The sequence below is a fragment of the Paraburkholderia sp. MM5384-R2 genome (assembly GCF_014201025.1).
Taxonomy (GTDB): Bacteria; Pseudomonadota; Gammaproteobacteria; order Burkholderiales; family Burkholderiaceae; genus Paraburkholderia; species Paraburkholderia tuberum.
In genome coordinates this window covers 284,494-302,502 of record NZ_JACHDI010000001.1, presented here as the reverse complement: position 1 = coordinate 302,502, position 18,009 = coordinate 284,494, and the positions used below count along the sequence as shown (strand labels likewise).

General features: G+C 64.6%; 18 protein-coding genes. 13 read left to right on the top strand and 5 right to left on the bottom strand.

Annotated features, from left to right (window positions below; translation table 11 throughout):
* Nucleotides 1–51: 51 nt before the first annotated feature.
* The 8 genes from HDG37_RS01480 to HDG37_RS01445 all read left to right on the top strand — a co-directional run bounded on the left by HDG37_RS01480 (nt 52) and on the right by HDG37_RS01445 (nt 8,146).
* The gene (locus tag HDG37_RS01480) at nt 52–1,095 is read left to right on the top strand and encodes a DNA polymerase III subunit delta' (RefSeq protein ID WP_184043763.1); all 1,044 of its coding nucleotides are present in this window, start codon (nt 52–54) and stop codon (nt 1,093–1,095) included.
* Nucleotides 1,096–1,144: 49 nt separating this feature from the next.
* Entirely contained in the window at nt 1,145–1,660 is a 516-nt protein-coding gene (locus HDG37_RS01475) for a GNAT family N-acetyltransferase (protein ID WP_184043761.1), read from the top strand.
* Between the two features lie 93 nt (nt 1,661–1,753).
* Nucleotides 1,754–2,545 carry a TatD family hydrolase gene (locus HDG37_RS01470; protein WP_184043759.1) on the top strand — a complete coding sequence of 264 codons (792 nt, stop codon included), beginning with the start codon at nt 1,754–1,756 and terminating at the stop codon, nt 2,543–2,545.
* 52 nt (nt 2,546–2,597) lie between these two features.
* Nucleotides 2,598–3,329, top strand: coding sequence for an ankyrin repeat domain-containing protein (locus HDG37_RS01465; protein ID WP_184043757.1), 732 nt, complete (start codon nt 2,598–2,600; stop codon nt 3,327–3,329).
* Nucleotides 3,330–3,514: 185 nt separating this feature from the next.
* Nucleotides 3,515–3,871, top strand: coding sequence for a Rap1a/Tai family immunity protein (locus tag HDG37_RS01460; protein ID WP_090804794.1), 357 nt, complete (start codon nt 3,515–3,517; stop codon nt 3,869–3,871).
* 119 nt (nt 3,872–3,990) lie between these two features.
* Nucleotides 3,991–5,214, top strand: coding sequence for a mechanosensitive ion channel family protein (locus HDG37_RS01455; protein WP_184043755.1), 1,224 nt, complete (start codon nt 3,991–3,993; stop codon nt 5,212–5,214).
* Nucleotides 5,215–5,407: 193 nt separating this feature from the next.
* Nucleotides 5,408–6,820, top strand: a complete 1,413-nt coding sequence (gene otsA, locus HDG37_RS01450; protein WP_184043753.1) for an alpha,alpha-trehalose-phosphate synthase (UDP-forming) — start codon at nt 5,408–5,410, stop codon at nt 6,818–6,820.
* A 258-nt stretch (nt 6,821–7,078) separates the two neighbouring features.
* Nucleotides 7,079–8,146, top strand: coding sequence for a glycosyltransferase family 4 protein (locus HDG37_RS01445; RefSeq protein ID WP_184043751.1), 1,068 nt, complete (start codon nt 7,079–7,081; stop codon nt 8,144–8,146).
* A gap of 205 nt (nt 8,147–8,351) precedes the next feature.
* Here the strand turns inward: HDG37_RS01445 and HDG37_RS01440 are convergent, their stop codons facing one another.
* The 3 genes from HDG37_RS01440 to HDG37_RS01430 all read right to left on the bottom strand — a co-directional run bounded on the left by HDG37_RS01440 (nt 8,352) and on the right by HDG37_RS01430 (nt 10,314).
* Nucleotides 8,352–8,939, bottom strand: coding sequence for a YSC84-related protein (locus tag HDG37_RS01440; protein ID WP_184043749.1), 588 nt, complete (start codon nt 8,937–8,939; stop codon nt 8,352–8,354).
* Nucleotides 8,940–9,325: 386 nt separating this feature from the next.
* A complete protein-coding gene (locus tag HDG37_RS01435; RefSeq protein WP_184043747.1) occupies nt 9,326–9,775 on the bottom strand; it encodes a hypothetical protein in 450 nt (149 codons plus the stop codon).
* Nucleotides 9,776–10,014: 239 nt separating this feature from the next.
* Entirely contained in the window at nt 10,015–10,314 is a 300-nt protein-coding gene (locus HDG37_RS01430) for a PsiF family protein (RefSeq protein ID WP_184033562.1), read from the bottom strand.
* 39 nt (nt 10,315–10,353) lie between these two features.
* On the opposite strand from HDG37_RS01430, the gene HDG37_RS01425 reads away from it, so the two are divergent.
* The 3 genes from HDG37_RS01425 to HDG37_RS01415 all read left to right on the top strand — a co-directional run bounded on the left by HDG37_RS01425 (nt 10,354) and on the right by HDG37_RS01415 (nt 12,846).
* Nucleotides 10,354–10,632, top strand: coding sequence for a hypothetical protein (locus HDG37_RS01425; RefSeq protein ID WP_184043745.1), 279 nt, complete (start codon nt 10,354–10,356; stop codon nt 10,630–10,632).
* Nucleotides 10,633–10,762: 130 nt separating this feature from the next.
* Nucleotides 10,763–11,062 carry a YciI-like protein gene (locus HDG37_RS01420; RefSeq protein WP_184043743.1) on the top strand — a complete coding sequence of 100 codons (300 nt, stop codon included), beginning with the start codon at nt 10,763–10,765 and terminating at the stop codon, nt 11,060–11,062.
* A gap of 581 nt (nt 11,063–11,643) precedes the next feature.
* The gene (locus tag HDG37_RS01415; RefSeq protein WP_184043741.1) at nt 11,644–12,846 is read left to right on the top strand and encodes a transposase; all 1,203 of its coding nucleotides are present in this window, start codon (nt 11,644–11,646) and stop codon (nt 12,844–12,846) included.
* Between the two features lie 69 nt (nt 12,847–12,915).
* On the opposite strand, the gene HDG37_RS01410 is transcribed toward HDG37_RS01415, so the two are convergent.
* Both HDG37_RS01410 and HDG37_RS01405 read right to left on the bottom strand, forming a co-directional pair.
* The gene (locus HDG37_RS01410) at nt 12,916–14,475 is read right to left on the bottom strand and encodes a mannose-1-phosphate guanylyltransferase/mannose-6-phosphate isomerase (RefSeq protein WP_409259879.1); all 1,560 of its coding nucleotides are present in this window, start codon (nt 14,473–14,475) and stop codon (nt 12,916–12,918) included.
* A gap of 188 nt (nt 14,476–14,663) precedes the next feature.
* Nucleotides 14,664–14,921 (bottom strand): hypothetical protein, encoded by a 258-nt coding sequence (locus tag HDG37_RS01405; protein WP_184043739.1) that lies wholly within the window; start codon nt 14,919–14,921, stop codon nt 14,664–14,666.
* 159 nt (nt 14,922–15,080) lie between these two features.
* Here HDG37_RS01405 and HDG37_RS01400 point away from each other — a divergent pair, with 159 nt between their 5' ends.
* A complete protein-coding gene (locus HDG37_RS01400) occupies nt 15,081–16,478 on the top strand; it encodes an undecaprenyl-phosphate glucose phosphotransferase (protein WP_184043737.1) in 1,398 nt (465 codons plus the stop codon).
* An 80-nt stretch (nt 16,479–16,558) separates the two neighbouring features.
* Nucleotides 16,559–18,004 (top strand): UDP-glucose/GDP-mannose dehydrogenase family protein, encoded by a 1,446-nt coding sequence (locus HDG37_RS01395; RefSeq protein WP_184043735.1) that lies wholly within the window; start codon nt 16,559–16,561, stop codon nt 18,002–18,004.
* Nucleotides 18,005–18,009: the final 5 nt, after the last annotated feature.

Sequence of the window (18,009 nt, the reverse complement as noted above, 5' to 3'; positions counted from 1 at the left end):
ACTCGACATCTGAAGTAGCGCCTACAACCGATTGATTAAAAAAGACAAACGATGATCTATCCGTGGCAAGCCGATGACTGGAATCGCCTGCGGCAGCTGCACGGCCACTGGCCGCACGCATTGTTGCTGCACGGCCAGGCGGGAATCGGCAAGCTGCGTTTCGCGCAGCACCTCGCGCAGGGTCTGCTGTGCGAGGCGCCGCAACCGAACGGCGAGCCGTGCGGCGCGTGCGTGGCCTGCAACTGGTTCGTGCAGGGCAATCATCCCGACTACCGCATCGTCGTGCCGGAGGCACTCGCCGCCGAAGCCGGCCTCGCGAACGCCGCGAACGGCGCCGACGACAAGGCCGAAAAAGCCGATGGCGACGAAGGCAAGAAGACCCGCACGCCGAGCAAGGAAATCAAGATCGAACAGATCCGCGGTCTGCTCGACTTCGTCGGCGTCGGTTCGCATCGCGGCGGCGCGCGCGTCGTCGTGCTGTATCCGGCCGAGGCGCTCAACGTCGCGGCCGCCAACGCCTTGCTGAAGACGCTGGAAGAGCCGCCCGCGGGCGTCGTGTTCCTGATGGTGTCGGCGCGCGTCGACCGTTTGCTGCCGACCATCATTAGCCGCTGCCGTCAGTGGCCGATGAGCGTGCCCGCGCCGGACAGCGCCGCGCAATGGCTGGCCGCGCAAGGCGTCGACGACGCCCGTGCGCTGCTCGCCGAAGCGGGTGGCGCGCCGCTCGCCGCGCTCGCGCTCGCCAGCGACGAAAACCGTCCGCTGCGCGACTGGACGCTCAAGCAACTCGCGGCCGGCGCCGGGTGCGACGCATTCGCGTGCGGCGAGGCGCTGCAGAAGCTCCCAGTGCCGCTCGTGCTCGGCTGGCTGCAGCGCTGGATGTACGATCTGCTCGCGCAGCGCACCGCCGGCGCGCCGCGCTATTTCCCGCAGGCGTCGGCCGCGCTCACCCGCTGCGCCACCCAGGCCGACGCCAATGCATTCGCGCGTTTTCTGCGCACCGTCACGCGCCAGCGCGCGGTCGAGAACCATCCGTTGAACGCGCGGCTCGTGTTCGAGGAACTGTTCATCGGCTATCGCGCGCTGTTTGCGTGAGCCCGCAGCCGGACAGCCTGCCGTCTTTTTTCATTCAAGCCAACCCGCCATGAGCCTTTCCTACCGCGACGCCACGCTCGACGATCTGCCCGCGATCGTCGCCATCTACAATTCGACGATCGCGTCGCGCCAGGTCACCGCGGACCTCGAGCCGGTCAGCGTCGAGAGCCGGCATGGGTGGTTTCATGCGCACAGCCCGCAGAAGCGGCCGCTGTGGGTGGTCGAAGATCCGAAGCAGGCGGGCCGCGTGATCGCGTGGCTCAGCTTTTCCGATTTTTATGGCCGGCCGGCTTATCAGCGCACCGCCGAAGTCAGCATCTATCTCGACGAAAGCGCGCGCGGCCGGGGACTCGGCAAGCAACTGCTGGCGGCGTCGCTCGACGCGGCACCGGGTCTTGGCATCGATACGGTGCTCGGCTTCGTGTTCGGTCACAATGAAGCGAGCGTGCGGCTGTTCCGCGGCTTCGGCTTCGATGCATGGGGCACGCTACCGCGCGTCGCGGTGCTTGATGGCGTCGAGCGCGATCTGGTGATTCTTGGCAAGCGTCTTGCGCACGCCGGTTGAGCACGCTGCGCAAGCAGCGCCACCTGAGCTGTCCCAAGCGGCCCCGGCCACGCCATCGCCCAGCCGCAAGCCCCTTTTTCGCAGGACCTGACCATGTTTGTCGATTCACACTGCCACATCAACTTCGAAGGACTCGCGGACCGTCTGCCGCAAGTGCTCGAAAACATGCGCAGCCATTCGGTCTCGCACGCGTTGTGCGTGTCGGTGGATCTTGAAACGCTGCCGTCGGTGCTGGACATCGCCAACCGCTATGACAACGTGTACGCGTCGGTCGGCGTGCATCCCGATCACGAGCACATGCGCGAGCCGAGCGTAGCCGAGCTGGTTGAGCTGGCCGGGCACCCGAAGGTCGTCGCGATCGGCGAAACCGGGCTCGATTACTACCGCCTCGAAGGCCGCTCGATCGCCGACATGGAGTGGCAGCGCGAGCGCTTTCGCACGCACATCCGCGCCGCGCACGCGACCAGCAAGCCGTTGATCATCCACACCCGCTCGTCGTCGGAAGATACGTTGCGCATCATGGCCGAGGAGCGCGCCGGCGTGCCGGGCGGCGTCATGCATTGCTTCACCGAACCGTGGACCATCGCCGAGCAGGCGCTCGCGCAGAATTTTTACATTTCGCTGTCGGGCATCGTCACGTTCAAGAGCGCGACCGATGTGCAGGACGTCGCGCGCCGCGTACCGCTCGACCGTCTGCTGATCGAAACCGACTCGCCGTACCTGGCGCCGGTGCCGTATCGCGGCAAACCGAATGAACCTGCGTACGTCAGTTATGTCGGACGCTTCATCGCGCAGCAACGCGAGATGCCGGACGAGGCGCTGGCCGCCGTCACCACGCAAAACTTCTTCAGACTGTTCGGACTCGCCGCACCGGCCGGAATCTGAGCCAAAATGCCGCGTAACATCAAAGGGATAGGAAGATTTCCTAAAGTACCATATGAAAAATATTTCGACGTCGTCCGCTGATTTCCAACCGCTGTCCACCGGGTCGGCCGCCCGGGCTCTCGCGCCGGCGCGCCGTCTCGCGTGCGCCGCCGCGCTCGCGTGCGCGGCGCTCGTCGCGGTGCCCGCGCATGCGGCGCCGATCGACTCGCTGATCAAGTCGGTCAAGTTCGACGACGTCGACGGCGTCAACAAGCTGCTCGCGAAGGGCATGGACCCGAACAGCGTCGACAATCAGGGCATCCCGCTGCTCGTGATCGCCGCGCGCGAGAAATCCGACAAGGTCGCGGCCGCGTTGCTTGCGAATCCAAAGACCGATATCGAGATTCAGGACAAGGCCGGCGAAAACGCGCTGATGATGGCGTCGCTGGTCGGCGACCTGAACTTCGTGAATCTGCTGATCGCGAAGGACGCCGAGGTCAACAAGAAGGGCTGGGCGCCGCTGCACTACGCGGCCGCGAACGGCCACGACGACATCGTCAAGGTGCTGCTCGACCACTCGGCCTACGTCGACGCGGGCTCGCCGAACGGCACCACGCCGCTGATGATGGCAGCGCGCGGCGGCCACGTTTCCACCGTCAAGCTGCTGCTCGACAACGGCGCGGACCTGTCGGTGAAAAACCAGATCGGCATGACCGCGCTCGATTTCGCCAAGACCTACAAGGAGCCGGACGTCGTCGAAGGGCTCACGGCGCGCATGCAGCAGACGCAGCAGCAGAAGCAATGACGTTTTGTCGGCAGGCGCCTCGCCATGCCGTGCCGCTTTGCAGCCGTTTTGTCCTAGCCGCGCGGCTGCCGGCCTGCTGTCGCCGCGTAAAACAGTGCAGAATGACGACTTCGGCGCGCCGCGTAGCGCGCCGTCCGGACGCGGCAGAAAGACCGCGTGAATAAACAACCCTGGAAAGGAACACCATGCTGCGGGCTTTGATTTTCGCCGGCGCGCTTGCCTTGCCGCTTTCGGCAGCCGCGTTTACGGGAGGCGACCTCAACAAGCTGTGCACCAAGACGGACGTGGCTTCGCGTAGCGCCTGCGCGGCCTACATCGAAGGCGCGGCCGACGGCATCTTCAACACGATCGACGCGATCGGCGGCACCACCGGTCCGCGCGTCGGCCAGTACTTCTGCCTGCCGCCGGATGCGCGCTCGGCGCAGTTGACCGACGCGGTGCGCAAGTACATCGCCGAGAACCCGAACGCCGCGGGCTACAACGCGAGCACGGCGATTTCGCTGGGTCTCGGCAAGGCGTTTCCCTGCAAGAGCGGCGGCTGATCGATAACCGCGGCGCATCGAAGAACCCGTTGTAACGCCCAGGCGCGGTCGTGCGCCCCGGATGTCAGTAGTCGCGCAGGCGCGCCGCCGCTCATCGAGCCCGGAGGAAGATGCCCGTTATGCCTACTATCGACGACTTCTACCGCGTGGCGGCCGCGCCGCTGCATACGTGGCTCGGCACGCTGATCGTGACGGCCATCGTGGCGATCGTGGCGAGCGGCATTCACCGCTTCGGCGCGCGCGTCGTGAAGCGTCTCGCGCGGCCGCACGCGCTGACCAGCGTCGTGCTGCGCTACATCGACAAGCCGTCGCTGTTCGCCCTCGTGATCCTCGTGTTCGCGTGGGTCTGGTCCGAGGCACCCGACACCCTCAACTTCATCGAACCGATGCGCGACATCACCGGCATCGCGCTGATCGCCGCGCTGACGTGGCTGTCGGTGCGCTCGGCCGCGGCGATCGGCGAAGCGATCATCCGCGCCCATCCGCTCGATTCCTCCGATAACCTGCAGGCGCGCCGCATCCATACGCAGGCGCGGGTACTCGCGCGCTCGGTGATGATCGTGATCGTGATCATCGGTGTCGGCGGTGCGCTGATGACCCTGCCCAACGTGCGGCAGATCGGCGCGAGCCTGCTGGCGTCGGCGGGTGTCGCCGGTCTGGTCGCCGGTATCGCGGCGCGGCCGGTGCTCGGCAACCTGATCGCCGGTTTGCAGATCGCGCTGTCGCAACCGATCCGCCTCGACGACGTCGTCGTGATCGAGAACGAGTGGGGACGCATCGAGGAGATCACCGGCACGTACGTGTCGGTGCGGCTGTGGGACCAGCGCCGTCTGATCGTGCCGCTGCAATGGTTTATCGAAAATCCGTTCTCGAACTGGACCCGCAGCAGCTCGCAGATCATCGGCACCGTGTTCCTGTTCGTCGATTACCGGATGCCGCTCGCGCCGCTGCGCGAGGAGCTTGCGCGCATCGTCGAGAACGCGCCCGAGTGGGACCGTCGCGTGCAGGTGCTGCAGGTGACGGACTGCACCGAGCGCGCGATGCAGTTGCGCGCGCTCGTCAGCGCGCCCGATTCCGGCCTTGCGTGGGATCTGCGCTGCCGCGTGCGCGAAGGGCTGCTCGATTTCGTTCATCGGCATTACCCGGAATACCTGCCGCGGGCGCGTGCCGAGGTGTCGGCGGAGCTGGAGACCGGTGGCGCTGGCCCGAGCGACTGGCTGCCGCGCAGCCGGCAGGCGCCAGCCGGCAGCACCGCCGCGCATACCGAAGCCGATCCGGTGGCGAGCCGCGTCGGCCGCACTGGCGCGGGCGAGGTCGCGCAGAAGGCGAAGGAGCAGGCTTAGGCGGGCGTTGCGGATCGCGAATCGCGCGTGGCGTTTGGCGAGTGGCAAATTGCGGGTTGGGTATCGCGAGCGGCGTGCGGCGACCGCCCACGGCAAGCCCGGCGATGCGCGGGCACGCCGATTGCTGCTAACGGGCGCGCCACGCCTGCTCAGGCGTCGCGGCGTATCGCAAGAATGACGGAGGAGATGCACTATGGGCCGATTGATCGTCGTGTCGAATCGCGTCGCGACGCCGACGGAGACCAAGGGATCGGCGGGTGGACTCGCGGTCGGCGTATTCGGCGCGCTGAAGGATGCAGGTGGCGTCTGGTTCGGCTGGAGCGGCGACGTAGTCAGCGAAACGGTCGCCAACGCGGGGCCGATGCTCGAGCAGGACGGCGCGGTGACCTTCGCAACCGTCGGCCTCACGCGCAAGGACTACGACCAGTACTACCGCGGCTTCTCGAACGCGACGCTGTGGCCGGTATTCCACTACCGCAACGACCTCGCGCGCTACGAGCGCGAGGAGTACGCGGGCTACCGGCGCGTCAACGCATGGCTCGCTCACAAGCTGGTCAAGCTGCTCGAACCCGACGACATCATCTGGATTCACGACTACCATCTGATCCCGTTTGCCGAGGCGCTGCGCAGCGAGGGCGTGACGAACCGCATCGGTTTCTTCCTGCATATTCCGTTTCCCGCGCCGCAGATCCTGCTCAACATTCCGCCGCACGAGGAACTGGTGAAGTCGATGTCGTGCTACGACCTGCTCGGCTTCCAGACCGCCACCGATCAGCAGGCGTTCCACGACTACGTGACGCGTCACGCGCGCGGCTCGGTGAGCGCGGACGGCATCGTCGAGGCGTTCGGGCGCAAGCTGCGCACTGGCGTCTACCGGATCGGCGTGTTCCCCGACGAAATCGCCGAGCAGGCCAAGCGCTACGAAAGCCGCCAGCACGTGCTCGAGCTGAAGCAAAGCCTCGAGGGGCGCAAGCTGGTCATGAGCGTCGACCGGCTCGACTATTCGAAGGGACTGGTCGAGCGCTTTCGCGCGTTCGAGTTGCTGCTCGAACGCTCGCCCGAATGGCGCGGCAACGTCACGCTCGTGCAGATCGCGCCGCCTACGCGCTCGGACGTCGCGACCTATCAGAAGATCCGCCAGGATCTCGAATACGAGGCAGGGCGCATCAACGGCCGCTACTCGGGGCTCGACTACACGCCGATCCGCTATCTGAACCAGCAGTACGACCGCTGGAAGCTGATGTCGCTGTTTCGGGAGTCGCAGATCGGCTTCGTCACGCCGCTGCACGACGGCATGAACCTCGTCGCGAAGGAGTACGTGGCCGCGCAGAATCCCGACGATCCCGGCGTGCTCGTGCTGTCGATTTTCGCGGGCGCGGCCGCCGAGCTCTCTGGCGCGCTGCTCGTCAATCCGCACGATGCGATCGGCATGTGCGAGGCCTTGCAACGCGCGCTGCAAATGCCGCTCGACGCGCGCCAGCGGCGTCACGAGATCAACATGGCCGCGCTGCGTAAGAACGATCTCGGCGTGTGGCGCGACAGCTTCCTCAGGGATTTGCGCAGCATGCCAGTGCGCGGGTCGGGCGAGGGCGGCGGCCACAAATGACGGCGCGGCGACGGCCCAAGGCCCGCGCAAACCCGGCGCGCGGCCGCGTGTCACCGGATGTAAGCCGCTTGTAACAGCACCGAGCAATTGCAAGACCTGCGGCTTTTCGACCGATGCCAGGGAATAATTCCCCGGTAACGACGATGCATGCGGCGCTTAGGGACCGCGTGCATTGTTCCGACGTCACGGCGCTGTCATACTCGGCGTCGCCGACGGCATCGCGATTGCGCGCCAGCCGCCGGCTCACGGAGACACAACATGAAGATTGCGCAGATCGCCCCGCTGACCGAATCGGTGCCGCCGAAGCTCTACGGCGGCACGGAGCGCGTCGTGTCGTACATCACCGAAGCGCTGGTCGAGCAGGGCCACGACGTGACGCTGTTCGCAAGCGGCGACTCCGTCACGAGCGCGAAGCTCGAAGCGGTGTGGCCGCGCGCGCTGCGGCTCGATCCGGGCATTCGCGACCGCATCGCGCCGCATATGCTGTTGATGGAACTCGTGCGCCGCCAGGCCGAAGAGTTCGACGTGCTGCATTTCCACCTCGACTACTACTCGTTCTCGGTATTCAAGCGGCAGGACACGCCGTTCGTCACGACGATGCACGGCCGGCTCGATCTGCCCGAGCAGCAGCCGGTGTTCGACACATTCAACACCGCGCCCGTGATCTCCATTTCGAACGCGCAGCGTCATCCGCTGCCGCAGGCGCGCTGGCTCACCACGGTCTATCACGGCCTGCCGGCGCAGCTCTATACGCCGCAACCGGTCGAGCAGAAGTACCTCGCGTTTCTCGGCCGGATTTCGCCGGAAAAGCGCGTCGATACGGCGATCCGCATCGCCGGCCGCTGCGGCATGCCGATCCGTATCGCCGCCAAGGTGGATGCAGCCGATCGCGAGTACTTCGAGCGCGAAATCCGGCCGTTGCTCGACCTGCCGTACGTCGAGTACATCGGCGAGATCGCCGATCATCAGAAGGCCGAGTTTCTGTCGGGCGCGCATGCGCTGCTGTTTCCGATCGACTGGCCGGAGCCGTTCGGTCTCGTGATGATCGAGGCGATGGCTTGCGGCACGCCGGTGATCGCGTTCAACCGCGGCTCGGTGCCCGAAGTGCTCGAAGAGGGCGTGACCGGGTTCATCGTCGAGGACGAGATCGGCGCGGTGGCGGCCGTGAACCGGCTGCACAAGGTGTCGCGCGCGGGCGTGCGGCGGCGTTTCGAGGAGCGCTTCACGTCGCACCGGATGGCGCGTGAGTATGTGGAGGCCTATCAGTTGGTGATTCGCGCACAGAAGCGCTCGAGGTTCAAGGTGGTCGATTCGTCGGGCCGTTGACGCGGGATCGTTGGGACGTGTCGAAGCGAAGGACGGCGGTGCGCGATGCGCGGCGCCGTTTTTTTTGCGCGCGAGTTTTTCCGTTCCCGAGCGTCGGCATCGGCATCCATAACAAAAAGGCCGCGCGACGACCCGCACAGGGTTCTCCGCGCGGCCTTCGCCGCGATGCGCGCAAGTGATCAGTGAAGCGCGCCGATGAGCGCGCTCAGATCTTCAGCCGCGTGACCTTCGTGCCTTGCAGCGAGACGTCGCCCATCAGGCCCGCGTTCGTCAACACGAAAACCTGCACCGGCGCGGTGGCCGTGGTCGTGTCGACGGCGCCGTTCGCGCCGATCTTCACGAGCGCGACCGATGCATCGACGCCGGCCGACCAGCCGTTCGCGTTGCGGAATTTGTCGAGCGAATCCTGCGTCATGAACAGGAAGATGATCGCCTTCGACTGCGCGCCCGCCTGCAGGCCGAACGAGCCCGACACGGTGCTGTAATAGCCGACCGTCGCGCCGCCCACCCGCAATGCGCCTTCGCCATACTGGCCGCCGACGATCAAGCCCGCCTGCAGCACCGACGGGAACACCAGCACGCCGCGCGCCTTCGACACCAGCTCGCGCGAGCCCGGCACGGTCGTGAATAGCCTGGACAGCGTGCCGTCGACGCTGGCGTCGATCGACTGTCGCTTCGAGGCGTCGACATGAGCATTTTCCGGCGTGTTGCCCGTCGTCGTGCAGCCGGCGAGTGCAAGGCCTCCGAAAGCAAGTGCAGCGGTCGTCTTCAACATGAAGTGTCGTCTTTGCATCGTTTTTCTCCGTCATGGATCCGGGGCGCAACCGTGGTGGTGTCGCCTGGTTGCCTTTGAGTTATAACACAGGCTGGTGCAAAAGGTGCGTTGCGTGACAACGCGAAAAGCCTTATGGGACAAGGGTTTGAGCCTGATCGCAAGAGGTCTTCCCAGTAAATTTGACCGGCCTTGCGCGCGACTTCCGGGCACGCGTCGCGCGACGATCCGAGAGGCGACGCTAAACAGCGCCCGAGTCGCGGCGATTGTGGGGACGCTTCGGCGTGGCCGCACGATGCGCCGGTTTTTACCGATTTTCGCGTCGCGCGGCGGCCCATCGACATGGCAATGAGAGTGTTGTTTCGGCGCAGCAAATTGCGGCGAAGTGCAAGCGGCGCGGCCGCCGCTCACCCGTGATTCGCCGGACTCTTGACCGCGGGTGGGCGCCGCAGCGCGCGGCGCACCATGCCGATGATCGCGCCGATCGCGAACAGCATAGCCGCCGGCACCATCCAATAGCCGACAAACGCATGCCACAGATAGGCGAATAGCGTCGAGCGGCGCACGCTGTATTCGTTGATCGCGTCCTGCTGGCGCGGCGCGTTGGCGGCCAGTACGTCGGCCGGGCAGCCGGCCGCCTTGGCCTCGTCGGGCTTGCCATGGCAATGTGCGGGCGCCCCGGCGGCGCGCTGCGCCTGGGTGAAATTCCAGGTGGTCAGCGCGCGCTCGAGATCGACCGCGTTGTACGACATTTCCTCGCGGATCTCGTTGACCGCGACGATCGCCACAGGCACGGCCCAGAATATGATGACCAGCAACCACCGCCTTAACCAGCGGTTTTTGTGCTTCGATACCATCCTTGCCTCCGATCGATGCTCAGTAGCACCAACGACAAGATGGCGGCCCGCGTAGTTGTCTGGTTCTATATGAGTGAGGGTGGGCCGTCTCCGCAGCCATCATAGAAGAAAACGGCGCGTTGCGGCGGGTGGACGACGAAGCGGGGAGACTCGATCGGAGCGCCGCGTGGGCGCAACGATGCGCCGGCGCGGCGCTCCGATCGGAGGGCGCCGGCGTGGGGGATGGCTACGCCTTTCGCTCAGTTGGCCGGCGCCGAGGAGGACAGGCAGGTCTTCATGAAGGCCTTGCGGTCGTCGCCTTTCTTGTCGGCCGCCTGCTTGTTGCACACCTTCATCTTGTCCTGCTGGCTCATCGGCGCGGCGGCGGCCGGCTTCGCGGAAAGACAGGTTTTCATGAACGCCTTGCGCTCGTCGCCTTTCTTGTCGCCGGCCTGCTTGTTGCAGTCGGCCATCTTGGTTTGCTGGCTGTTCTGCGCAAACGCCGGCGATACGAGTACCGCGCCCAACACCAGCGTAGCGATAGCGGATTGGATTTTCATGGGACACTCCATCGGTGGTGAAAACGTTTCTGATCGTTCATGCGCGCGGGCGACGACGGCATCCATGGGCCCATCGGCGCATCCATTATGGCAAATGCCGTCTGCCAGAACGGCTCAAAATGCATTCCGGTTGACAGCGGTCTGCGCTCGTTTTCCCTGAGCAGCGTGGCGCAACCGGCGCTGCGGCGTTTGAAACAATCGAATGAACGAGAGCGCGAATTTTGTCATGCAATGCAGATTGCCCGGGGCGATTATTTCAAGCTTATTGAAACGAAATTACGATTTCCGCTATTTTGGTCTATGGTAAACAGGCAATGAGAATTTTCATATTGCTGCGAATGCAAATGAATGGAAAATAGGCATGAAATTCGGTAGTCGCCGTTATCCTCAACTGCGCGCCGGTGCATGCCGCTCCCTGCCAACCCTCAACCTCGCGAGGAGACTCACCATGCATTACCTGTTGATGTACGAGTTGGTACCCGACTATCTGGAGCGGCGCGGCGAGCACCGCGATGCGCATCTGAAACTCGCATGGGCCGCCGCCGAGCGCGGCGAACTGCTGCTGGCCGGCGCGCTCGCGGAGCCGACGGACGGTGCGGTGCTGCTCTTCACCGGCGCGTCGCCTGCGGTGGCGGAGGCCTTTGCTGCCGCCGATCCGTACGTACTCTCCGGACTGGTTACGCGTTGGCGCGTGCGCGAATGGACCACGGTCGTCGGCGAGCGCGCATCGAAACCAGTGCGCCCGTAACGTCGTTCGAAGCGACTTCATCGCTTCTGTCACGCCTCGAACTCCGCGCATGCGCGGCCGCCGCGTGCGCGCCTCCCGTTGCCTCCATGTCACCGCGCGTGCGCGTCGCAGTCCTTTCGCCGACGCTCGAAACCGATGTTCACCATCAACCATCAAAGCGCATAGAAATGCATGCTGGACCGGCAATTAAATTTCTAAATCCCATTCTGTTCTGTCATGCGGTATTGTGCTCTGCAATAGACAGATCCGATGCCGGATAAACAGCGGCTTCTGTTACGGCAATACGAGAATCGACGCAGCGAAACCGACAAGATTGTTTCTATCCGTAACACTTGTCTCAACTGTACTCATGCAAAGATCGGAATGGTATGCTTCGTGCACAAATTTTCCCACGCACGAGTGAGACCGCGTTTTGTGCTTCGTAATAGGGAAGAGCCGCACCACGTGTGGGCGGGCTGCTCCAGCGAGCCGAACGGACCAAACAAATTTGTGCAACCGAGGGCCGCACACGGGTCGTGAACGCTGAGAACCCGTGGCAGGCCCAACGCCGCGGCCAGGCCAGGCCGCGTGGAGAAAATCCAATGTTTTTCGATGAGCTAAACAACGACGAATGGGCGCTGCTCGCGCCGCTCGTCTCCGACGAGCCGGCCGTCCGTCTGAACCGGCGCGGCCGGCCGCGCGCCGAACCGCGCATCGTGACGAATGCCGTGCTGTGGATCATGACCACCGGCGAGCCGTGGTCGAAGCTGCCGGGCCGCTATCCGTCCGGTCCCACCTGCCGCCGCCGCTTCGAAGAGTGGCAACTGAACGGCACACTGCTGGAGATGGTCCGCCTGCTGTCGCAGAGCGGGCGTACCTTCGCATACATTCCCCAACCGGCGCCGCCCGTTACGGCCAGACCCGTGGCACCGGTTGCGCAAACCCCGAGCCCGCGCGAAGACAATAATCTGCGCGGCGTGTCGTGGAAGAGTCCCGAGTCGTGGCAGGCGCCCGGCGTTGCGAGCGCGTTGAGCCAATGGCGTACGGCCGATCCGATCGGCGACATCACGCGGCAATTGTCGGGGCTTGCGCCGGCGGCGGCGCCGACGAGCGCGGTGGCGACATCGGCGTTCGCGACGTCCGCGGTGGCCAGGTCCGCGACGGCGGCGCAGATGCGCGTCGAACCGGCCGCATTTGAAACGGTCGAGACCGTCGCGGCCGACGACCCGCGCCCGTCGCCGACGATGGGCCTCGCCCCGCGCGGCATGCAGGTCGCCGATTCGCGCGGTTATCTGATCTACGTGGTGGTCGAGGAAGTGCCGAATGCGATGTATCGCGGGTGGGCGGAGATCATCAGGGACGGCAAGCGCGTCGAGCGCTCCGGCCTAGTGGGCCCGCGCTTCGCGGATGCGCAGCACGCGCAGCAGTTCGCGCTCGACTGGGCGCGTCAGTGGATCGATCGCGAATGCGCGACCGACGCGGCGGCCACGACGATGGTCCACGCAACGGCCGCGCCCGCGTCGGCGAACCTTGCGCAGCGGTCCGCGGACCGTTCGTTGTCAGGCCTGCGTCATGCGCCGGAAGCGGCATCGGTCAATGGCATCGCGAATCACCCGGGCAATCACGGCGCGCCGTTGCACGGGCCGCTAAAGCCATCACTGAATGCATTGCGCGCGCCGCTGCGCCGCTATCCGTCGGACACCGCGACCGCGGGCGGGGCAAGCACGCCCACGGTGACGACCGACAGCGGCACCGCGGAGCGCTCATCCGCAACCTACAAAGAACTCATCTCATACGTGGGATGAGCCCGGCGGTCCCCGCGGCCGCTTTGCGCCGCCGCAGGTTCCCGCTTCGTCATTGCGACCGCTCGCGCCTCATTGCCTTCCGTACGTATCGTCGAAGCGCACGATATCGTCTTCGCCGAGGTACGAACCCGACTGCACCTCGATCATTTCGAGCGGCATCTTGCCCGGGTTTTCGAGGCGATGCGTAACGCCGAGCGGAATATAGGCCGATTCGTTTTCGGACACGATAAAGCGTTCGTCGCCGCGCGTGACGAGCGCGGTGCCGCGCACGACGATCCAGTGCTCCGCGCGGTGATGATGCATCTGCAGCGACAACCGCGCGCCCGGCTTTACGACGATCCGCTTGACCTGGAAGCGCTCGCCGGTGTCGACGGAATCGTAGTTGCCCCACGGCCGATGCACCTTGCGATGATTGGCCGCTTCGAGCCCGCCATCCTCGCGAATCCGGCTGACGATCTTCTTGACGTCCTGCACGCGTGACTTGTCGGCGACCAGAATCGCATCGGCGGTCTCGACGACGACGAGATCCTGCGTGCCGACGCAGGCAATCAGTCGTCCTTCGGAATGCGCGAAGGTGGAGTTCGCGCCTTCGAACATCACGCGGCCGCGGCTCACGTTGCGATCGGGGTCCTTCTCGCTGATGTCCCAGATCGCGTCCCACGAACCGACGTCGGACCAGCCGGCCGCAAGCGGCACGACCACGCCCGACGCGATGCTCTGATCGGCGCCGAGCTTTTCCATCACCGCGTAGTCGATCGAATTCGACGGCGAGCCGCTGAACGCATCGCGTTGCAGCCGGAAGAAGTCGCCGTCCGCCGTGCTGCCCGCGAAGGCCGATTCGCATGCTGCGTAAATGGCCGGCTGAAAATGGCGGATCGCTTTGAGCCACGTCGATGCGCGCACGATGAAAATACCGCTGTTCCACCAGTATTCGCGTGATTCGACATAGCGCTGCGCGAGTTCCAGATGCGGCTTTTCGACGAAACGGTCGAGGCGATGCGCGACCGGGCGAGCCGCTGCTTCGGTCTGCACATCGTCAGAACCGAGCGGCGCGCCGATGCGGATATAGCCGTAGCCGGTTTCGGCACGCGTCGGCACGATTCCCATGGTGACGATATGGCCAGCGGCCGCATGCTGTACGCCGGCGGCGAGCGCCGCGTGAAATCCTGCGCTGTCGGTGACCGCGTGATCGGCGGGCATCACGACCATGATGCCGTCTTCATCCTGCGCGGCGACGGACAACGCGGCCACCGTCAACGCGGGCGCGGTGTCACGGCCCACGGGTTCGAGTATCAGCCGGCTCGGCCTGGCGCTCGTGCGCAATTGTTCGGCCGTCGTGAAGCGCTGTTCTTCATTGGCGACGACCACGAGCTGGCCGGCAAGCGGATAACCGGCTTCGAGCCCATCGAGACGGCGGGTCGTCGATTGCAACAGCGACTCTTCGCCGAGTAGGCCGATCAGCTGCTTCGGATGCTGCTCGCGCGACATCGGCCACAGCCGGGTGCCCGAGCCGCCCGCGAGAATCACGGGATGAACCTTGAGCTTGACGCTGGTTGCGGTTGAGGGCATGGGCGATTGGGCGGGGGTGGGCCGGGTGCCGGCAGGCGTGACCGGGGCCGGAGCTGTCATGGTGAACTCTCCTCGAGGCTGAATGAATGCGTCGAGTTTTATCACGAAGTCGCGAATCAATAAAAGCGCGTTAAATACAATTCCGATAAAAGGCGCGTCGCATTTATTCGAAATTCACCAAAAAATGTCTCGTCGATTTATTTATAAATAAAAATTACCTGAAAAAAATCAGCAAGCATTTTTTTCGCTTAATGATGCGCAAGAATGACAGCACGAGTGGGGCCGAGCTTCGCGCCAGGACTGTTGGCAAAACGAAAGTTTCCATGTGAAAGTGCTGAGATGGGCTGCCAGAAACCTTTTGTCGGGCCGCATTGCGGCAACAATTGCCGCACAAAATGCATAAAAAATGCCGAAATTTTGACCGATACAATTTGAGATTTTTTGCGGTCTTGTCGTGGGAATTTTAATGCCGCTTTATTGAGGTATGAACAAGGGTATTCACTCATTCATATTCGGATTTTGCGGTCTGGTCATTCAGGCTCATTCAGTCCAATCGCGCCGTCAGGCAGATCGGAAATAAAAAAGACCAACGATGAAGCCCGCATGCAACAGCCATTTCAACCAACCGACGGATCGCACTTGACTGACGAACAGAGGGGCGGCGCATGCTGAGCGTTCTAGCGAGAATCATCGACATCGCCATGGTCGCGCTCGCCGCGGTGCTGGCGGCGGGCGTGCACAGCGGCAGAGTGGTATGGCTCGACGATATGCAAAGCGTGTCGCTTGCGTTCGGCTGCCTGCTCGTGGTGGTGTTCTTCCCGCCGCTCGGCATCTATCAGTCGTGGCGCGGCAAGCCGCTCTACGATCTGCTGTCGCGCGTTACGGGCGGCTGGCTGATGGTCGAAGTGACCGGCGTGCTGATCAGCTTCAGCGTGCACCGCGCCGACAGCCTGTCGCGGCTGTGGCTCGTTTACTGGGCGCTCGCGTCGATCGTGCTGCTGGTCGTCACGAAGGTGATCGTCTATTCGATCCTGCGCGGGCTGCGCCGCGAAGGCTTCAATCAGCGCGCGGTCGCGATCGTCGGCGTCGCGCCGTACGGCCGCTTCCTGATCGAGCAGATGCGCGGCCGTCCCGAAGCTGGCTTCAAGCCCGTCGTCGTGTTCGACGAGGACGGCACGATCAATCCCTACGAAGACCCGGACGCCGCGCACGCGGTCGCGGGCGTGCCGGTCGAGCGCGACTATCAGCGCATGATCGAACTGGTACGGCAGCGCGCGATCCGCGAGTTGTGGCTCGCGCTGCCGATCTCGAAGGAGAAGGCGATCCATCGCTTCGTGATGGATCTGCGCAACGACTTCGTGAACATCCGCTTCATCCCCGACGTCGGCAGCCTGACGCTGTTCAATCAGCCGATGGTCGAGCTGCTCGGCGTGCCCGCGATCAATCTGGCCGCCTCGCCGATCACCGATCTGCGCGTGCTGCCCAAGCGCGTGTTCGACAGCCTGTTCGCGTTCGGCGCGTTGCTCGCGCTGTCGCCGCTGATGCTCGCGATCGCGCTGATGGTGAAGCTCAGCTCGCCGGGGCCGGTGTTTTTCCGCCAGCGGCGCAAGGGCATCGACGGCCGCGAGTTCGAGATCTTCAAGTTCCGCTCGATGAAGGTCCACACGGAAGCGGCCGGCAAGATCACCCAGGCGACGCGGCGCGATCCGCGCATCACCGCGGTCGGCGCGTTCCTGCGCCGCACCAGCCTCGACGAACTGCCGCAGTTCATCAACGTGCTGCGCGGCGAGATGTCGGTGGTAGGTCCCCGTCCGCATGCGCTCGAGCACGACGACATCTACAAGGATCTGGTGAAGGGCTACATGCACCGCTACCGGATCAAGCCGGGCATTACCGGCTGGGCGCAGATCAACGGTTATCGCGGCGAAACCGATCGCATCGAAAAGATGATGGGCCGCGTAAAGCTCGATCTGTACTACATGCAGCACTGGACCTTCTGGCTCGACATCAAGATCGTCGTGCTGACGCTGTGGAAGGGCTTCGCGGGCAGCAACGCCTATTGAACGCGGGGCGCCGGGCCGCGCCGATGCCACGCGTCGCGCGAGCGCATTCCTGAATCAACTTTTTTACCGAGGTGCAATCCATGAACCTGACGATCATCGGTAGCGGCTATGTCGGCCTCGTGACCGGCGCGTGTCTGGCCGACATCGGCCACGACGTGTTCTGTCTCGACGTCGACGCGCGCAAGATCGACGTGCTCAACAACGGCGGCGTGCCGATCCACGAGCCGGGGCTGCAGGAGATCATCGCGCGCAATCGCCGCGCCAGGCGCCTGACGTTTTCCACCGACGTCGAGGCCGCGGTCGCGCACGGCGACATCCAGTTCATCGCGGTCGGCACGCCGGCCGACGAAGACGGTTCCGCCGATCTGCAATACGTGCTCGCGGCCGCGCGCAACATCGGCCGCCATATGACCGGCTTCAAGGTGATAGTCGACAAATCGACGGTGCCGGTCGGCACCGCATCGCGCGTGCGCGAAGTGCTGGCCGCCGAGCTGGCCGCGCGCGGCGTCGAGCAGATGTTCTCGGTCGTGTCGAATCCGGAGTTCCTGAAGGAGGGCGCGGCCGTCGAAGACTTCACGCGGCCCGATCGCATCGTGCTCGGCTGCGACGAGGACGTGCCCGGCGAAAAGGCGCGCGAACTGATGAAGCGCCTGTATGCGCCGTTCAACCGCAATCGCGAGCGCACGCTGTATATGGACGTGCGTTCGGCCGAATTCACCAAGTACGCGGCCAACGCGATGCTCGCGACGCGCATCTCGTACATGAACGAGCTCGCGAATCTGGCCGATCGCGTCGGCGCGGATATCGAGGCGGTGCGCCGCGGCATCGGTTCCGATCCGCGCATCGGCTATGACTTCCTCTACGCGGGTTGCGGCTATGGCGGCTCCTGTTTTCCGAAGGACGTGCAGGCGCTGATCCGCACCGCGGCCGACCACAACGCGAACCTGCGCATTCTCGAAGCGGTGGAAGCGGTCAACGATGCACAGAAGCAGATCCTCGCGCAGAAGATCGTCGCGCGTCTGGGCGAGGATCTGTCGGACCGCACGTTCGGCGTCTGGGGTCTCGCCTTCAAGCCGAACACCGACGACATGCGCGCGGCGCCGAGCCGCGAGCTGATCGCCGGGCTGCTGGGCCGCGGCGCGCGCGTGAAGGCCTACGACCCGGTCTCGATCGACGAAGCGAAGCGCGTGCTCGCGCTCGATCTGAAGGACGTGCCGCAGCAGCATGCGCGACTTTCGTTCGTGAGTGAAGAGATGGAAGCGGCGAGCGGCGTCGATGCGCTCGTGATCCTGACCGAATGGAAGGTCTTCAAGAGTCCAGATTTCGATGCGCTGAAGCGCATTCTGAAGACGCCGCTGATCTTCGATGGCCGCAATCTGTACGAGCCGGACGTGCTGCTCGAACTCGGCATCGAGTATCACGCGATCGGCCGGCGGCATGCGTTGCGCAACGCGCCGGCGCGTGTCGGCGCGAAAGGTTCGATGCAGGCGGCGGACCTCGCCGCGACGGCAGCCTCCGGCCGCTGAGGCCA

What these genes read in the sequence shown, in the direction of transcription:
- HDG37_RS01480 (WP_184043763.1), top strand. Translation starts at nt 52, where the DNA reads ATGATCTATCCGTGGCAAGCCGATGACTGGAATCGCCTGCGGCAGCTG.
- HDG37_RS01475 (WP_184043761.1), top strand. Translation starts at nt 1,145, where the DNA reads ATGAGCCTTTCCTACCGCGACGCCACGCTCGACGATCTGCCCGCGATC.
- HDG37_RS01470 (WP_184043759.1), top strand. Translation starts at nt 1,754, where the DNA reads ATGTTTGTCGATTCACACTGCCACATCAACTTCGAAGGACTCGCGGAC.
- HDG37_RS01465 (WP_184043757.1), top strand. Translation starts at nt 2,598, where the DNA reads ATGAAAAATATTTCGACGTCGTCCGCTGATTTCCAACCGCTGTCCACC.
- HDG37_RS01460 (WP_090804794.1), top strand. Translation starts at nt 3,515, where the DNA reads ATGCTGCGGGCTTTGATTTTCGCCGGCGCGCTTGCCTTGCCGCTTTCG.
- HDG37_RS01455 (WP_184043755.1), top strand. Translation starts at nt 3,991, where the DNA reads ATGCCTACTATCGACGACTTCTACCGCGTGGCGGCCGCGCCGCTGCAT.
- otsA (WP_184043753.1), top strand. Translation starts at nt 5,408, where the DNA reads ATGGGCCGATTGATCGTCGTGTCGAATCGCGTCGCGACGCCGACGGAG.
- HDG37_RS01445 (WP_184043751.1), top strand. Translation starts at nt 7,079, where the DNA reads ATGAAGATTGCGCAGATCGCCCCGCTGACCGAATCGGTGCCGCCGAAG.
- HDG37_RS01440 (WP_184043749.1), bottom strand. Translation starts at nt 8,939, where the DNA reads ATGCAAAGACGACACTTCATGTTGAAGACGACCGCTGCACTTGCTTTC.
- HDG37_RS01435 (WP_184043747.1), bottom strand. Translation starts at nt 9,775, where the DNA reads ATGGTATCGAAGCACAAAAACCGCTGGTTAAGGCGGTGGTTGCTGGTC.
- HDG37_RS01430 (WP_184033562.1), bottom strand. Translation starts at nt 10,314, where the DNA reads ATGAAAATCCAATCCGCTATCGCTACGCTGGTGTTGGGCGCGGTACTC.
- HDG37_RS01425 (WP_184043745.1), top strand. Translation starts at nt 10,354, where the DNA reads ATGCGCGCGGGCGACGACGGCATCCATGGGCCCATCGGCGCATCCATT.
- HDG37_RS01420 (WP_184043743.1), top strand. Translation starts at nt 10,763, where the DNA reads ATGCATTACCTGTTGATGTACGAGTTGGTACCCGACTATCTGGAGCGG.
- HDG37_RS01415 (WP_184043741.1), top strand. Translation starts at nt 11,644, where the DNA reads ATGTTTTTCGATGAGCTAAACAACGACGAATGGGCGCTGCTCGCGCCG.
- HDG37_RS01410 (WP_409259879.1), bottom strand. Translation starts at nt 14,475, where the DNA reads ATGACAGCTCCGGCCCCGGTCACGCCTGCCGGCACCCGGCCCACCCCC.
- HDG37_RS01405 (WP_184043739.1), bottom strand. Translation starts at nt 14,921, where the DNA reads ATGAGTGAATACCCTTGTTCATACCTCAATAAAGCGGCATTAAAATTC.
- HDG37_RS01400 (WP_184043737.1), top strand. Translation starts at nt 15,081, where the DNA reads ATGCTGAGCGTTCTAGCGAGAATCATCGACATCGCCATGGTCGCGCTC.
- HDG37_RS01395 (WP_184043735.1), top strand. Translation starts at nt 16,559, where the DNA reads ATGAACCTGACGATCATCGGTAGCGGCTATGTCGGCCTCGTGACCGGC.